Raw genomic sequence first — 15,747 nt, forward strand, 5'->3', positions numbered from 1 at the left:
ACGTCGAATGACACTCAAAAATCCCATGTCGATCACTCCATGTCTCCCCGACAAAACCCGTCAGGGAAAGGTGTTCACATGGGTCAATTCTCAGTGAAAAATTTGAAGCCTACCGGGTCACTTCTCAGCGGAAACTAACAGCCTTGTGGCCCTGCGCGAAGGGATCGATGGGTGCGAGTTTCCTACCATTAAGAAGCAGACGAAGCTTGGGTCGATTGCCTTCCATGTATCGATGGAAGCAGAGCCGCAGATGCCGCTCTGCCCCCGAAAGTGCCTTGTTGATCTCCGCGGCCCTTTTTGTAGAGTCGTTTCGGTAGCCCGTCGAAAGACGATCCAGTTTCCGCCAAAGGACGATGGTCCCGGTTTCTCCCAAGTGGTCCGTGGCAGGAATACTTGCCAGATCATCCTCGAGCTCAACGGCCCAGACATTCGTCTCCGCAACCTTGTCGAGGTCCCAGGTTGTGGCCGATGTAACGCCGGCTTTCCGGGAAACAACCGTAAGCTCTCGGCATTGGGAGAAACTGGCGCTCTTCAGGCCCAGGCCGAACCGCCCGAGATCGTGATCCTCGCGCTCCTCCAATGGATTCCGAGACCCAGGTCGCATTGCCTCGATCAACTCAGTCTCATCCATGCCGATACCGTCGTCAATGATAGCGATCCAAGGTTCCTCCGAGGCTGTCTCTGCCAGTATCTCAACTTTCAAGGCACCCGCCGTAATGGAGTTGTCGATTATGTCGGCCGTCGCCGTTTCCAGGGTGTAGCCGAAGTCCCTCATGCCTTCGATGAGCGACGCAGCGTGAGGCGTGGCGTCAGCCTGCCTTTTGGTCGGTATGGTTTTGTCGCTATTGTCTTTCAAACCGCAATTCTTCCGGTCACATCTGATCTCAATGAGACGAAAAGAACAACTTCCGCCATCTGTCGTCAAACCCATGCAACCACGGATTGCCGCGGAATTGAAAGAATTTTGTTGTTTTCATGACAACATTGAAGCCCAGCGACATTGTCGACTACTGGAACCTGACGTGATCCGCCCACCGATAGTCCCTCATTTTAACTGGGGTCTGCAGTTCTGCGCACTGCTACCCTAGCTTGGACCACCGGAAGCAGGATCTTTGCGGCTTTGTCATGATGACGGGCTGGTGACGCCATCGGGATAGTGCATAGCAATCGGCCACTGGTTCGCGCCCCAATCGAAGGGCATCAGGCGTGGTGATCGTCAGTGGTGGAGGTTCGCGGTGACCCGCAGACGAAGCGCGCCCAACCCTCCATCATCTCGCGCCTCTTCTCAATCATGTCCCCCCGCCGGTAAGCTCGCTCAACGTCGCTGCCGATGCTGTGTGCAAGCGCTATCTCGGCCATGTCTCGAGAGTAGTCTGTCTTTTCCGCGGCCCAGTCGCGGAAGCTGGACCTCAGACCATGTGGCACTGCCGGACGTCGTGAACGTGGGTCAAGAAACCCGAGTCGACCCTCTTTCTCCTCAGCGGCCTGGATCCGTCGCATCACTGCCGAGATCGTCATGTCCGACATTTGACCGTTTTTGGGGGATGGAAATACGTAAGCGCAACCCTGCATACGCGGTGTCGAGGAAAGTAGGTCCACTGCTGCCTCCGAGAGCGGCACTCGGTGTTCACGGCCCGCCTTCATGCGTTCTGCCGGGACGGTCCAGACGCTGCTCTTTAGGTCAATCTCGTCCCATTGGGCGCCCCGCACCTCACCAGAGCGAGCGGCCGTCAAGGTCAGGAACGCAAGCGCACGTGCGGCAATACCATCTCGGGCACTCAACAATCTGAACCAGGTCGTGATCTCGTCGAGTGCCACAGCTGGATACCTGTTCTCCTTCTGAACCTTGTTGGGCGAAGGGAGAAGCTGCTGAAGATTGCCCTTCCAGCGCGCTGGATTTTCACCTTCACGAAGCTCCATAACGCTGGACCAATCTAAGACAGCCTCTATTCGCTGACGCACGCGCGAGGCAGTTTCGTTCTTGGTGCTCCAGATTGGGCGCAAAGCTGAAAGAACGTCTTCAACAGTGATCGATGAGACAGCCTTGTCGCCGAAAACCGGGAATACGTATGTGGTCACAGTTGATTGCCATTGCTTGATGTGCTTCTCGTTCTTTAGTTCGCCTTTTACTTTCTCCTCGTAGTAACGTTCGAATGCCTCCTTGAAAGTAGTCTGGTGTCTCTGCTCGGCGGCGTGAGCGGCTCGTTCAGCGTGACGCTCATCTACCGGGTCAATGCCAGCGCGTATCTTTTGTTTCATCTGCAACGCCAGTTCCCGGGCTTCTCCGAGTGGCACTTCAGGGTATGAGCCCAGACCAATATGGCGGCGCTTGCCTTGAACGGTGACGCGCAATATCCATGAGCGCGCACCACTATCTGTGATGTTCAAACTCAATCCGGGAGGTGTGCCACCTACCGCATGGCGCCCAGGCTCTTTCAGGTTTTTTACCTGAAGGGCTTTGAGTTCTTTTGCTCTCGTTGGCATGCTAAGCCACCATCCTTGCCACCAAAAATTTCTCGATTGATTGCATGATCCTGCAACACTCTGCAAGTCGATATTGATATAAATATCTGAACAGAATATACTAATTATAGTTTCTTGCAGCTATCTGCATTTTGACAAAACCAGGAAAAGGCGGACTTCGTCTCCGCCATAATTCCCGAATTGCTGGTTCTTGCGGCCGTGGCCGTCATGGCGTGACGCGCGTGCGGAGGCGATGGGCCTGTCGTTCAGCAGGGCGGCGCCGGTCGGGAACGGCCGAGTTGCAGGCGCGCCTGATTTGCGGTGTAAGTGGGGGAGTGGACCAAAGCTGCCCGTGGACCGATCGTATCAACAACCGCCGTAGGAGCCTTTGAAGCATGGATTTGTCGCGCCGTCAGTTCGGCCTTGGGGCCGCAGTTCTCAGCCTTTCAGCCTGTGGTGGTGTCGGTGGTATCCGGTCGGAGGGAACCGGAGAGTCCGACGCGCTGCCCTCGGATCTTCGGCCTGTGCCCAACGCGGGCTACGATGCGTGGGTCGCGTCGTTCCGGGGCCGGGCCGCGCAGCAGGGGATCAGCCAGGCGACGCTGGATGCGGCGTTTCGGGGCACGGGCTATCTGCCCGGTGTCATCGAGCGGGATCGCAACCAGACCGAGTTCAAGCGCAGCCTCGAGGATTATCTCTCGATTGCCGCCTCGGAGGAGCGTGTGCGGCAGGGGCGGGCGGCGCTGGCGCGGGAAAGCGCGACGCTGAGCGCGATCGAGGCCCGGTACGGTGTCGACGCGGAGATCGTGACGGCCGTCTGGGGGCTGGAAAGCTTCTATGGCACGCGGCGGGGCAATGTGCCGGTGATCTCGGCCACCTCGACGCTGGCCTTCGACGGGCGTCGTGGCGCTTTCTTCGAGAAGCAGTTGCTTGCCGCCCTGCGCATTCTGCAGAACGGGGACGTGACCCCGGCGCGGATGACCGGAAGCTGGGCCGGGGCCATGGGGCACACGCAGTTCATTCCGACCTCCTACCAGGCGTTTGCCGTGGATTTCACCGGGGACGGGCGCCGGGATATCTGGGCGGATGATCCATCCGATGCGCTGGCCTCTGCGGCGGCCTATCTGTCGCGCAACGGCTGGACCCGCGGCCAGAGCTGGGGGCGCGTGGTGCCTGCGGGCACGTCCGGCCGCGTGGTGCAGCCCCAGCCGGGCGGACCGCGGTTCGCGGTCAACAGCAATTTCCAGGTGATCAAGCGGTACAACAACTCTGACGCCTATGCGATCGGCGTGGGGCACCTGGCGGATCGGATCGGTGGCGCGGGACCGCTCGAGGCACAGTTTCCGCCGGATGCCAACGGGCTGACGAAGGAGGACCGGATCGCGCTGCAGCGGGGTCTGACTCGGCGCGGGTTCGACACGGGCGGCGCCGATGGCGTGATCGGTCCCGATACGCGCGAGGCCCTGCGGCGGTATCAGGCGAGCCGCGGGCTGCCGGTGACGGGCGAGCCGTCGGTGGAGCTTCTGCGCGGTCTCAGGTGAGCCTGTCGGTGACTTTCTGACGCGGTGTTGACGGGGCAAGCCGCCCGTTCCGAAAAGGTCAGGGCGTGTCGGTGCCGGTGTCGCTCACCAGGTTGGAGAGGTCTTTCGCGGCCTCTCGCAGGGGGGCGAGGTATTCCAGGGCGCGGGGGATGTCGAAGCGCTGGCTGGGCGCGTGGAAGGAGAGGGTGGCCATCAGGCGGCCGTTGGTGTCCTGGATCGGGACGGCGAGGGCGATCATGTCTTCCATGAATTCCTCGCGGTCGAGGGCGTAGCCGGCGGTGCGGACCTCGGCGATCTCGTCGAAGAGCGCGGCCGCGTCGGTGATGGTGTTGGGGGTGCGCTGCTGGAGGTCGGTGGCGTCGAGATAGGTTTTTAGGTGGTTGGTGGCGAGCGAGCTGAGATACATCTTGCCGCTGGCGGTGCAGTAGAAGGGCACGCGCGTGCCGATGGGGAGCTGGATGCGCAGCGGCCATTCGGTTTCGACCCGTTCGAGATAGGTCATGCAGTCGCGGTCGGGCAGGGCGATGTTGCAGGTTTCGCCGATCTCGCGGCTGATCCGCTGGAGCACGGCCTGGCGGGCCGTGCGGATGCGCAGGGAGGACAGGATGCCGCCTGCCATCTCGCGCAGGCGGGGGCCGGGGGAGTAGGTGCGCCCGTCCATGTCGCGCTGGAGGAAGCCTTCCTCCTCGAGGGTGTTGAAGAGGCGGTGGATGGTGGGCTTGGGCAGGCCGATCTGGGCGTTCACCTCGGTCGGTGTCACCGGGACGCCGGCGCTGGCGATCTGTTCGATCACCATCAGCAGCCTCAGGTTCGTCGGGATCGACCCGGATTTTTCCCCATCCATCTTATGTCTTCTTCATCGTTGCGGCAGCAGCACGGTCGAGAGCGGTGGCACGAGGGCCACGATGATCCAGACCGCGATGAGGGCGATAAGGTAGACGAGGGAATAGCGCAACAGCCGGAAATAGGGCACGCCGGTCACGCCGGAGGCGACATAGAGGTTGAGGCCGTAGGGCGGGGTGATGAAACCGATCGAGGCGCCGACGAGGAAGATGACGGCGAATTGCACCGGTTCGACGCCGACCGAGTGGGCGACGGGGGCGAGGATCGGGGCGAGGATGATGGTCACCGGCAGGCTTTCCAGCACCATGCCGAGGACGAAGACGATGGCCATCGAGGTGAAGAGCACCGCGTGGTAGCCGCCCATGGAGGTGACGAAATCGCCGATGGCCTGCTGGGCGCCGAGCACCGAAAGGATCTGTTGCATGACGACAGAAACGGCGATGAGTGGGGCGAGGATGCCGGTGATCTGGGCCGAGCGCATGGTGATCGAGGGCAGTTCCAGCGGGCCGAAGCCGTGGACGACCAGCATTTCGGAGATGGACTTTTCCGAGACGTCCTTGTCCTGCCGGCCGCCGATGAGCCGGTGGATGGGCAGGCAGAGGAAGCCCACGATGACGCAGAAGCCGACGGTGACGCCCGCCGCCTCTGTCGGGGAGAACTTGCCGGTGTAGATGCCCCAGAGGACGAGGCCGATGGCGAAGAAGCCGAGCCAGGCGCCGATCGCCGTCTTGATCACGCGCAGCGGGCTGAGCGGGATCAGGAAGCCCCAGCCGTTCTTCCAGCAGACGATGAAGCAGGCGATCATCATCCCGCCCACCATCATCGCGCCGGGGATGATGCCGGCCACGAACAGCTCGGAAATGGGAAGGTTCATCAGGAAGCCGTAGACGATGAATATGATGGAGGGCGGGATGATGATGCCCACGGTGCCGCCCGCCGCCGCTGTCGCCGCCGAGAAGCGTTCGTCGTAACCGCCCTTGACCATCTCGGGATGCAGCATCGAGCCGATGGTGGCGGTGGTGGCGGAGTTGGAGCCGGAGATCGCCGCGAAGAGCCCGCAGGCCCCGAGCGAGGCCATGGCGAGCCCGCCGCGGATCCAGCCGAGGCAGGCATAGGCGAAGTCGGAGAGGCGCCGGGCGATGCCGGAGCGGTTGATCAGGTCGCCGGTCAGGATGAAGAGCGGCATGGCCAGCAGCGCGAAGCCGTCGGTGAAGACGTCGGCCAGCGCCGCGCCGATATTGTCGAGCGGCATGGCCAGCAGGAAGGACATGCCGATCACCCAGTAGCCGATCACGAGGAAGACTGGCACGCCGAGCATGAAGAGGAACGTCACCCCGATCGAGATGAGCGTGATGATCATCGGGTCGCTCATGTCAGTCGCCTCCGATCACGGCTTGTTTGATAAGCGGCGCGCCGCTGCGGTAATTGGCGAGATCCTCGATCAGGTTCTCGAGCACCCGTGCCACCAGCACGGTGAAGGCGAGGGGCACCGAGATCAGGAACCACCATTGCATGATGTTGTCGGTGCCCAGCATGATCTGGAAATTCGAGGCGGAATTGGCGACGACCCGGGTCGAGGTGACGACGACGACCCAGGAAAAGCCGATCCAGAGCGCCGCGTCGAGCAGCAGGCAGGCCATCTGGCCTGTGCGCGGCATGGCGGTGCGGAACTCGGCAAAGGCGAGGTGGGTGCGCAGCTTGACGTTATAGCTGCAGCCGAACCACGTCATGATCAGGAACAGGAAGGGCGGCAGGGTGGTCGACCACGGCGCCTGTTCCGACAGCACGAAGCGGCGGAAGACCTCGACGAAGATGATGCCGCCGATGGCGAGGTAGGAGATGACCATCACGGTGGGCTCGAAACTGCGCTCGAACCACGGGCTGAGCCGGTAGAGGAGGAGGATCACCAGTGCGGCGGCCAGCATCGCGGCCAGCCCCAGCGGCCAGATGGCCGGGGCGCGCATCGCCTCGCTCAGCATCCATGAATCGCCTTCGGCGAGGGCGCTGAAGATCTCGCCTGCGCCGTCGAACCAGCCGGTCATTGCCTGTTCCTCCTGTCGGGTCGCGGTTTGGGTCGCGGGGTGCCTGCGCGGTCTTGGATGCCGCGTGTGCGGGGGCGGGCCGCCGGGATCGGCTGGCGGCCCGCACCGGGTTCAACGATAGCCGGTTATGCCGAGCGCCACCAGCGGCGCGGCTCGACGTTCTCGGGCTTCGTATCCTGCGGAATCTGACGCGCGACGTCGTAGATTTCCTGGTAGGTGTCGAGGCCGCCGGCCCAGTTGTTGAGCCGCTCGCGCCATTGCGCCCAGGGTTCGGGGTTGAACTCGGGCGAGCACATTTCCTCGGCCATCTTGATCTGGTCGTCGGCAAGGAAGGCCGGGCGCACGTTTTCCTTGACGAAGATGGTGTCGGGAAGCTGCGGGTCGGAGAAGCCGACGGTCTTGACCAGCGCGGCCTCGTTCGCGGCCTGCACGTGGGCCTGGGCCCAGTAGGCGGATTCCATGATCGCGTCCTGCAGGTGCGGCTCCATGCTGTCGAAGACCTTGGCGGACATCGAGGTGTGTTCGGTGCCGCAGAAGAACTTGAGGTCGACCGACTGGCTGACCACGGGCGACATGTTGGCATAGGCCACGGCCGAGGCCCATGTCTCGGCCCCGTCGATCAGGCCCTGCTTGAGGCCGTCGAGCGTTTCCTCCCATGCCACGGGGACGGGGTTGAGGTTGAGGAGCTGCATGGCGATGCGGCCGAGCTGGGTGCCGGTGACGCGGTTCTTGGTGCCGAACAGTTCCTCGAGCTTGGTGACGGTGGGCTTGTCGGCGAAGGACTGGCCCATCTGCAGGCCGCGGAGTTCGCAATGGCTGAAGAGGAACTTCAGGCCGTGGCGTTTTTCCAGCGGCTCGCGCAGGAGCTTCATGGATTCCGGGCTGTAGAGGAAATGGTACTGCGAGGCCCGGGTGGGGAACATGTAGGCGTAGTCGAGCACGTTGAGATAGGGCGCGCCGCCGGCCGAGTTCTGGGTGGAGGCGGCGTACATGTCCACAACGCCGAGCTGGGTTTTCTCGACGCAGGAGAGCTGGCCGCAGATCTGGTTGTCGCCGATGAACTCGACGCGGATCTCGCCCTCGGTGCGTTCCTCGAGGTCGCGGCAGAATTCCAGCGCGCCCATGCGTTCGATCAGCAGGTTGCGCGCGTTGAAGCCCGAGGCGCCCATTTTGAGGGTGTGCTTGGCTTCCTTGGCAAAGCGTTTCTCGTAGGTGCTTTCGGCCGCCTTGGCCAGCGACGGCAGGCTGGCCGCCCCTGCGAACGCCCCTGCGCCCAGCAGCACCGACGACATGCCGAACTGTCCCGACAACCGGAACAGATCCCGGCGGGTGATCCCGCTCAGGGCATTGGATACTTTCATGGTCTCCTCCCACGTTGCGTATTTTTGATACTTGCAGTCTCAATATTGGTCGACCTATGTTCGATCTGGCAAGAGAAATCTTTTCTCTGCCCAATGATTGGAGGAGGTCGCCCGGAAATGCCCGAATTGTCAGCGGATTACGTGATTGTGGGTGCTGGCTCGGCGGGCTGTGTTCTGGCGAATCGGCTGTCGGCCGACCCGTCGGTCAAGGTCGTGCTGATGGAGGCCGGCGGGCGGGACTGGAACCCGTGGATCCATATTCCGGTGGGGTATTTCAAGACGATGCACAACCCCGCGGTCGACTGGTGCTACCGGACCGAGCCGGACCCGGGGCTGAACGGCCGGCGGCTTGACTGGCCGCGGGGCAAGGTGCTGGGCGGGTCGTCGTCGCTGAACGGGCTGTTGTATGTGCGGGGGCAGCCGCAGGATTACGACCGCTGGCAACAGATGGGCAACCCCGGCTGGGGCTGGGACGACGTGCTGCCGCTGTTCAAGCGGTCGGAGCGGCAGGAGCGGGGGGCGGACGAGTTTCACGGTGACCAGGGCCCGCTGTCGGTGTCGAATATGCGGCTGCAGCGGCCGATATGCGATGCGTGGGTCGCCGCGGCGCAGGAGGCGGGGTATCCGTTCAACCCGGATTACAACGGGGCCAGCCAGGAGGGCGTGGGGTATTTCCAGCTGACCGCGCGCAACGGGCGGCGGTGTTCGAGCGCGGTGGCGTTCCTGAACCCGGTGAAGGCGCGGCCGAACCTGACGGTGCTGACCAAGGCGGCGGCGAGCCGGATCGTGTTCGAGGGCAGCCGGGCGGTGGGCGTGGCCTATCGCGACGAGGCGGGGCAGGAGCATGTCGTACGGGCCGGGGCGGAGGTGATCCTGTCCTCGGGCGCGATCGGATCGCCGCAGCTTCTGATGGTGTCGGGGATCGGCGAGGCGGAGCAGCTGCGCGAGCACGGGATCGAGGTGCGCCGGGATGTTCGGGCCGTGGGCAAGAACATGCAGGATCACCTGCAGGCGCGGCTGGTGTTCAAGTGCAACGAGCCGACGTTGAACGACGAGGTGCGCAGCCTCTTCAACCAGGCGCGGATCGCGGTGAAATATGCCATGTTCCGCTCGGGCCCGATGGCGATGGCCGCGAGCCTTGCGACGGGGTTCCTGCGGACGGGCGCGCATGTGGAAACGCCGGATATCCAGTTCCACGTGCAGCCCTGGTCGGCGGACAGCCCCGGCGCGGGGGTGCATCCGTTCTCGGCCTTTACCATGTCGGTCTGCCAGTTGCGGCCCGAGAGCCGGGGGGAGATCCGGTTGGCGGGGGCGGATGCGCGGGTCTACCCGACGATCCATCCGAATTACCTGTCGACCGAGACCGATTGCCGGACGATCGTGGAGGGGATCAACATCGCCCGGCGGATCGGGCGGCACGAGCCGCTCAGTCACAAGATTTCCGAGGAGTTCCGGCCGGACGCGTCGCTCGACATGGACGATTACGAGGGCACGCTCGACTGGGCGCGGAACAATTCGACGACGATCTATCACCCCACCGGGACGTGCCGGATGGGGCCGGGCCCCGATGCGGTGGTCGATGCGCGGCTGCGGGTGCATGGCGTGGCCGGGCTGCGGGTGGCGGATTGCTCGATCATGCCCGAGATCGTGTCGGGCAACACCAATGCCCCGGCGATCATGATCGGCGAGAAGGCCTCGGACATGATCCTCGAGGACCGGAGGGCGGGGGCTGGGGCGGCCTCCTGAGACGAGCGGCGCCGGTAAGGGGCTGAGTTCATTCCAGAAATGATGTGACGGGCGAGGTGCCCGCGTGGGCTGTTGCGGCGGGCCGCGTGTCCTTGCCGTCGATGGCATTTGGGTATCGTGGGCTCTCTTTTCAATTGAATGACTACGTAATCATGGCTTAGATGCATTAAATGACGATTCGGAATCGGTATTCATGAAATCGAAATCAAATGCCACGAGCAAAGACCTTGCGCTGGCCGCCGGCGTGTCGCAGGCGACGGTGTCGCGGGTGTTCCGGGGCGAGGAGAACGTGAACGCCGAGACGCGGCAGCGGGTGCTGGATGCCGCGAAGCTGATCGATTACCGGCCGAACGCGCTGGCGCGGGCGATGCGCACCAGCCGGCTTGGCGTGATCGGGGTGGTGGTCGCGCGGCTGAGCAACCCGCTTTACACGGAAATCCTGTGCGCGCTGAACGAGGTGCTGGCGCACAAGGGCCTCAAGGTGGTGCTGTGGGACACGGAGGGCACCGGCGAGGTGGCGGCGATCGACGCGATCAGCCAGTCGCTGGTGGACGGGCTGATCTTTGCGGCGGTGACGCGGAATTCGCCGGTTCTGCATGAGGCGATCCGGGCGTCGGCGCCGCTGGTGCTGATCAACCGGACGATCGACGACCTGAGCTGTGACCAGGTGTCGAGCGACAACCATGCCGGGGGGCGCGCGGTGGCGTCGTACCTGCTGGATCATGGCAAGCGGCGGATCGGTTTCATCAGCGGCTCACTGGACGTGAGCACGGTGCGCGACCGCGAGGCCGGGTTCCTGGAGGCGATGGCGGAGCGGCGGCAGGAGATCGAGACCTCGATGATCCGCCGGGTGCCGTTCTCGCATGAAAGCGGGCGGTCGGCGATGCAGTCGCTGCTGGACCTGTCGGACCCGCCGGACGCGGTGTTCTGTGCCAACGACCTGCTGGCGCTGGGGGCGCTGGACGGGGCATATGAGCGCGGCTGCCGGGTACCGGAGGATTGCTGGATCATGGGGTTCGACGATGTCGAGCAGGCGTCGTGGTCGACGCTGTCGCTGACCACGGTGCGCCAGCCGGTGCAGAAGATCGTCGAGGACGGGGTGAACCTGTTGCTCGAACGGCTGGCGAAACCGGCTCTGGAGCCGCGCCGGATCGTGCATCCGGTCGACCTGATGATCCGGCGCAGCACCGCGAGGGCGCGGCTGGGATCGAAAGACGAGGCGAAGACATGACGCATGTGACCGAACCCGAGCGGCGGACCAAGATCCGCGACCGCGTCGACGTTCTGGTGGTGGGCGGCGGATCGGCCGGGATCGCCGCCGCCGTCGCCGCGGCGCGGACCGGCGCGCGGGTGATGCTGGTGGAACGGATGGGGTTTCTGGGCGGGACGCTGACGGCGGTCACGCTGGGCAGTATCTGCGGGCTCTACGGGCTTGACGGCGGGCGGGTGCAGCGGCTGGTGCGCGGGCTGGCGGACGAGATCATCGAGCGGCTCAGGGCGCGGGGCGGGGCCGCCGCGCCCAAGGTGTGGCTGCAGACCGCGTCGCTGCCCTATCACCCCGAGCCGATGAAGCGGGTCGCCGACGACATGCTGCGCGAGGCCGGCGTGGCGGTGCGGTTCCATTCGCTGGCGGTCGAGGTGCTGAGCCGCGACGGGCGGGTAAGCGGGGCGGTCTTCGAGTCGATCGACGGGCGCTGGGCCGTTGAGGCGGGCGTTGTCGTCGATGCCAGCGGCGATGGGCAGATTGCCGCGCTGGCCGGGGCGGAGTGGGCCTGCGACGTGGAGGATCTGCAGTTTCCGACGACGATGATCCGGTTCGGGGGCGTGGATACGCGCAAGGTCGAGGAGACGGACCGGGCGGCGTTGCACGGCTATCTCGAGGCGGCGGTGGCGGCGGGGTACGACCTGCCGCGCACGGCGGGCGGGATCTTTGCCTTCAACGAGGCGGTGGTGCACCTGAACATCACCCGGATCGAGCAGGATGGCCGGGCGCCAAACCCGCTGGACGTGGCGGAGATGAGCGCGGCGGAGGCCAACGGCCGGCGGATGGCGGAGCTGTACTTGGAGGCGTTCCGGGCGCATGTGCCGGGCTATCGCGATGCGTGGCTGCTGGATACCGGCACGCAGATCGGTGTGCGCGAGAGCCGGCGGGTGGCCGGGGATCACATGCTGACCGAGGAGGAGGTGCTGGGCGGGGCGCGGTTCGCCGATGCGATCGGCGCCTGTGCGTGGCCGGTCGAGGAGCATGGCGCCGACCGGGCGACGCGCTGGGTCTGGCTGCCGGACGGGAGTTACTACCAGATCCCGTGGCGCTGCCTGTTGCCGCGGGGCATCGACGGGCTGGTGATAGCCGGGCGCTGCGTGTCGGCGACCCATGTGGCGCAGGCGTCGCTGCGGGTGGCGGGCACCTGCTTTGCCATGGGTGAGGCGGCGGGGATCGGCGCGGCGCTGTCAGCGGAGCGGCATGGCGGCGACCTGCGGGCGCTGGACGTTCAGGCATTGCGGGCAGAGCTGGCGGAGCGGGGCGCGTACATGGGCGATGCCGCGCCGGAGTGCTTCGTGCCGGGCGAGCCCGAGTTGGAGGGCGCGCGATGAGGAAGCTGAGGAGCAATTTCGCCGAGGGCACCACGCTCTGGGCGCTGCGGCGGGCGCAGTGGATCGCGCTGGGGATCGACGAGGCGGACATGGCGAAGCCGAAGATCGCCGTGATCAACACGTCGTCGGAGCTGTCGAGCTGTTTCTCGCATCTCGACCGGGTGGCCGAGGCCGTGAGCGCCGCGATCCGCGAGGCCGGGGGGCTGCCCTTCGTGGTCAAGACGACCGCGCCCAGCGATTTCATCCACTGCGCGGGCTCGTCGGGGAGTTACATCCTGCCGTCGCGCGACCTGGTGGTGAACGATATCGAGGTGTCGGTCGAGGGGCCGCAGCTTGACGCGATGGTGTGCCTTGCCTCCTGCGACAAGACGGCGCCGGCGCAGCTTATGGCGGCGGCGCGGCTGGATATTCCGACGCTGCTGGTGATCGGCGGCTACCAGGCCTGCGGTGCGCTGAACGGCGAAACGGTGGATATCGAGGACGTGTTCGAGAGCGTCGGCAAGCTGAGCACGGGCGAGCTGAGCGTGGCGGAAATCGAGTGCATGTCGCGGGTGGCGGTGGCGGGGCCGGGGGTTTGTGCCGGGATGGGCACGGCGAACTCGATGCATATCATGAGCGAGGCGCTGGGGATGACCCTGCCCGGCAGCGCGCCGATCGCGGCGGAAAGCGAGCGGATGTACGAGCGCGCCCGCGCGGCGGGGCGTCGGATTGTCGAGATGGTCGATGAGGATTTGCGCCCGTCGGCGATCCTGACGCCCGAGGCGTTCCGGAATGCCGCCGCGGTGGCGATGGCGCTTAGCACGTCGATCAACGTCATGCGCCATTTGCAGGCGGTGGCCGAGGAGGGCCGGGTGGCGGTCGATATCTACGATGTCTTTGCCGGGCTTGACGGAAAGGTGCCGGTGCTTTGCGCGATCAAGCCGAACGGCGACGGGCGGATCGAGAATCTCGATGCCGCGGGCGGTACGCTGGCGGTGATGAGCCGGCTGCGCGGGCTGCTGGATGAGGCGTGCGTGGGCGTGGACGGGCAGAGCCTTGGGGCGCGGCTGGACGTGGCCGGGGTGGTCGAGGGCGGTGCCGTGGCGTCGGTGGGCCGGCCGGTGGCGGAGGGGCCGTCGCTGATGGTGCTGAAGGGGAACCTGGCGCCGGAGGGGGCGATCATGAAGCTGGGGACCGGGGCGTATCAGGACCTCGTGTTCGAGGGGCCGGCGAGGGTGTTCGAGACCCAGCAGGCGGCGCTTGACGCGCTGGAGGCGGGCGAGATCCGGGAGGGTGATGTCGTGGTGCTGCGCGGCCTGGGGGCGCTGGGCGGGCCGGGTGTCGCGTCGGCCTCGTGGTTCGCGGCGGCGCTGGCGGGCAGTGCGCTGGCCGGGCGCGTGGCGCTGGTGACGGACGGGCAGTTGTCGGGGCTGAACCGCGGGATCGTCGTCGGGCAGATCATGCCGGAGGCGGCGATGGGCGGGCCGCTGGGGCTGGTGGCGGATGGCGACCCGATCCGGATCGATATCGCGGCGCGGGTCGTCGACCTGGAGGTGCCGGAGGCCGAGCTGGCCCGGCGGAGGAGCGGGGGGCGGCCGAAGCTGAAGATGCGGGATGGCTGGCTGGGGTTCTACCAGCAGCTTGTGACGCCGCTCAGCCGGGGGGGAATCCTTCGGCCCGGGCGCGAAGCCTCGGATGAGGGGAAACGATGACGGCGCATTTCGATTTCACGCAGAAGCCCTGGCCGCTGTTGATCGGCGGGCAGGAAAGCGCGGCCGAGAGCGGGCGGGTGTTCGAGACGCTGGACCCGTCGACGGGCAACGTGCTGGCGCGCATCGCCGATGGCGGGGCCGAAGATGCCGACCGGGCGATTGCCGCGGCCCGGAAGGGGTTCGAGACGGGTTGGGGTACGCTGACGCCCAAGGCGCGGTCGCAGCACCTGATGCGGTTTGCCGATGCGATCCGGGCGCGGGCCGAGGCGTTTGCCTGGGCCGAGACGCTGGACGTGGGGCGGCCGATCTCGATCACCTCGACCGAGATGGAGGGGCTGGCGGATTCGGTGGAGTATTACGCCGGTATCCTGCTGGGGCTGTCGGGTGAGACGCTGAACGTTTCGGACCCGACGCTTGCGGATTTCACGCTGCGCGAGCCGATCGGGGTGTGCGGGCTGATCACGCCGTGGAATTACCCGGCGCTGCTGGCGGTGCTGAAGATCGCGCCGGCATTGGCGGCAGGGAACACGGCGGTGCTGAAACCGTCGGAGGTGACGCCGGTGTCGTCGGCGCTGCTGGCGGAATGCGCGCTGGAGGCGGATTTGCCGCCCGGGACGCTGAACGTGGTGCATGGCGGGGCCGAGCCGGGGATGCGGCTGGTGACGCATCCGGACGTGGGCAAGATCTCGTTCACCGGGGGCACCGTCACCGGGCAGCGCATCTTCGAGGCGGCGGCAAAGGGCATGAAGCGGATGACGCTGGAGCTGGGCGGCAAGTCGCCGCTGCTGGTGATGGAGGATGCCGATATCGGCGCCGCGGTGGAGGCGGCGTTTACCGACAACGTGCGCAATTCCGGGCAGGTCTGTGCGGCCTGCACGCGGCTGATCGTGCAGCGGTCGGTGCATGACGCGTTCGTGGCGGCGCTGGAGGAACGGCTGCGCGGGGTGCGCGTCGGGCGGGCGCAAGACCCGGAGACGCAGATGGGTCCGGTGGTCAGCGCGGCGCAGCGCGACCGGATCGCGGGCTGCATGGAAGCGGCGGAGCGGGAGGGGGCGGAGGTGCGGCGGTATGTCGAGCTGGACGGGCGGGACGACCTGAAAGGCGGGTTCTTCCTTTCGCCCGCGCTGATCCTGAACGCCCGCGCCGGAATGAGCACGACGCGCGAAGAGATTTTCGGCCCGGTGCAGAGCGTTCTGTCCTTCGACACCGAGGCGGAGGGCATCGCGCTGGCCAATGACACGGAATACGGCCTCGCCGCCGCGGTGTTCACCCGCGACAGCGGCCGGGCGATGCGCGCGGCCCGACAGATACGGGCCGGGACGGTCTGCATCAACGCGGGCCGGAAGGTTTCGGTAGACGCCCCGTTCGGCGGCTTCCGGATGAGCGGGTTCGGCAAGGAGCGCGGGAAGGATGCGCTGCTGGACGATACCCAGTTGAAGAACGTCCGCTATGCCCTGGACTGAGA

General features: G+C 65.6%; 11 protein-coding genes and 1 pseudogene. 6 read left to right on the forward strand and 6 right to left on the reverse strand.

Annotated elements, in window-relative coordinates; genetic code table 11:
• Nucleotides 1-124: 124 nt before the first annotated feature.
• Both RLN94_RS00225 and RLN94_RS00230 read right to left on the reverse strand, forming a co-directional pair.
• Nucleotides 125-856, reverse strand: coding sequence for an ATP-binding protein (locus RLN94_RS00225; RefSeq protein WP_350125381.1), 732 nt, complete (start codon nt 854-856; stop codon nt 125-127).
• Nucleotides 857-1,215: 359 nt separating this feature from the next.
• Nucleotides 1,216-2,484, reverse strand: a pseudogene (locus tag RLN94_RS00230) (tyrosine-type recombinase/integrase); the annotation flags it as partial.
• Nucleotides 2,485-2,858: 374 nt separating this feature from the next.
• Here RLN94_RS00230 and RLN94_RS00235 point away from each other — a divergent pair.
• A complete protein-coding gene (locus RLN94_RS00235) occupies nt 2,859-4,004 on the forward strand; it encodes a lytic murein transglycosylase (protein WP_350125384.1) in 1,146 nt (381 codons plus the stop codon).
• A gap of 58 nt (nt 4,005-4,062) precedes the next feature.
• Here RLN94_RS00235 and RLN94_RS00240 read toward each other — a convergent pair whose 3' ends face one another.
• The 4 genes from RLN94_RS00240 to RLN94_RS00255 form a co-directional block, all read right to left on the reverse strand.
• Nucleotides 4,063-4,848, reverse strand: a complete 786-nt coding sequence (locus RLN94_RS00240) for an IclR family transcriptional regulator (RefSeq protein ID WP_350125387.1) — start codon at nt 4,846-4,848, stop codon at nt 4,063-4,065.
• 12 nt (nt 4,849-4,860) lie between these two features.
• Complete coding sequence (locus RLN94_RS00245; protein ID WP_350125390.1) at nt 4,861-6,219, reverse strand: TRAP transporter large permease; 1,359 nt, start codon at nt 6,217-6,219, stop codon at nt 4,861-4,863.
• A 1-nt stretch (nt 6,220) separates the two neighbouring features.
• Entirely contained in the window at nt 6,221-6,889 is a 669-nt protein-coding gene (locus tag RLN94_RS00250; protein ID WP_350125393.1) for a TRAP transporter small permease, read from the reverse strand.
• Nucleotides 6,890-7,014: 125 nt separating this feature from the next.
• Nucleotides 7,015-8,250 (reverse strand): TRAP transporter substrate-binding protein, encoded by a 1,236-nt coding sequence (locus tag RLN94_RS00255; protein ID WP_350125396.1) that lies wholly within the window; start codon nt 8,248-8,250, stop codon nt 7,015-7,017.
• Nucleotides 8,251-8,367: 117 nt separating this feature from the next.
• Between RLN94_RS00255 and RLN94_RS00260 the strand changes: the two genes are divergently transcribed.
• The 5 genes from RLN94_RS00260 to RLN94_RS00280 all read left to right on the forward strand — a co-directional run bounded on the left by RLN94_RS00260 (nt 8,368) and on the right by RLN94_RS00280 (nt 15,745).
• Entirely contained in the window at nt 8,368-9,996 is a 1,629-nt protein-coding gene (locus RLN94_RS00260; protein WP_350125399.1) for a GMC family oxidoreductase, read from the forward strand.
• A gap of 193 nt (nt 9,997-10,189) precedes the next feature.
• Entirely contained in the window at nt 10,190-11,227 is a 1,038-nt protein-coding gene (locus RLN94_RS00265; RefSeq protein WP_350125402.1) for a LacI family DNA-binding transcriptional regulator, read from the forward strand.
• Entirely contained in the window at nt 11,224-12,591 is a 1,368-nt protein-coding gene (locus RLN94_RS00270) for an FAD-dependent oxidoreductase (protein WP_350158335.1), read from the forward strand. Before RLN94_RS00265 ends, RLN94_RS00270 begins: the two co-directional genes overlap by 4 nt.
• Nucleotides 12,588-14,282: a dihydroxy-acid dehydratase gene (gene ilvD, locus RLN94_RS00275; RefSeq protein WP_350125405.1), complete on the forward strand. Its 1,695-nt coding sequence runs from the start codon at nt 12,588-12,590 to the stop codon at nt 14,280-14,282. Before RLN94_RS00270 ends, ilvD begins: the two co-directional genes overlap by 4 nt.
• On the forward strand, nt 14,279-15,745 hold the full coding sequence (locus RLN94_RS00280; protein ID WP_350125408.1) for an aldehyde dehydrogenase family protein: 1,467 nt from the start codon (nt 14,279-14,281) through the stop codon (nt 15,743-15,745). Before ilvD ends, RLN94_RS00280 begins: the two co-directional genes overlap by 4 nt.
• Nucleotides 15,746-15,747: the final 2 nt, after the last annotated feature.

The organism is Roseovarius sp. (genome assembly GCF_040223625.1).
In the GTDB taxonomy this organism is placed as follows: Bacteria; Pseudomonadota; Alphaproteobacteria; order Rhodobacterales; family Rhodobacteraceae; genus Roseovarius.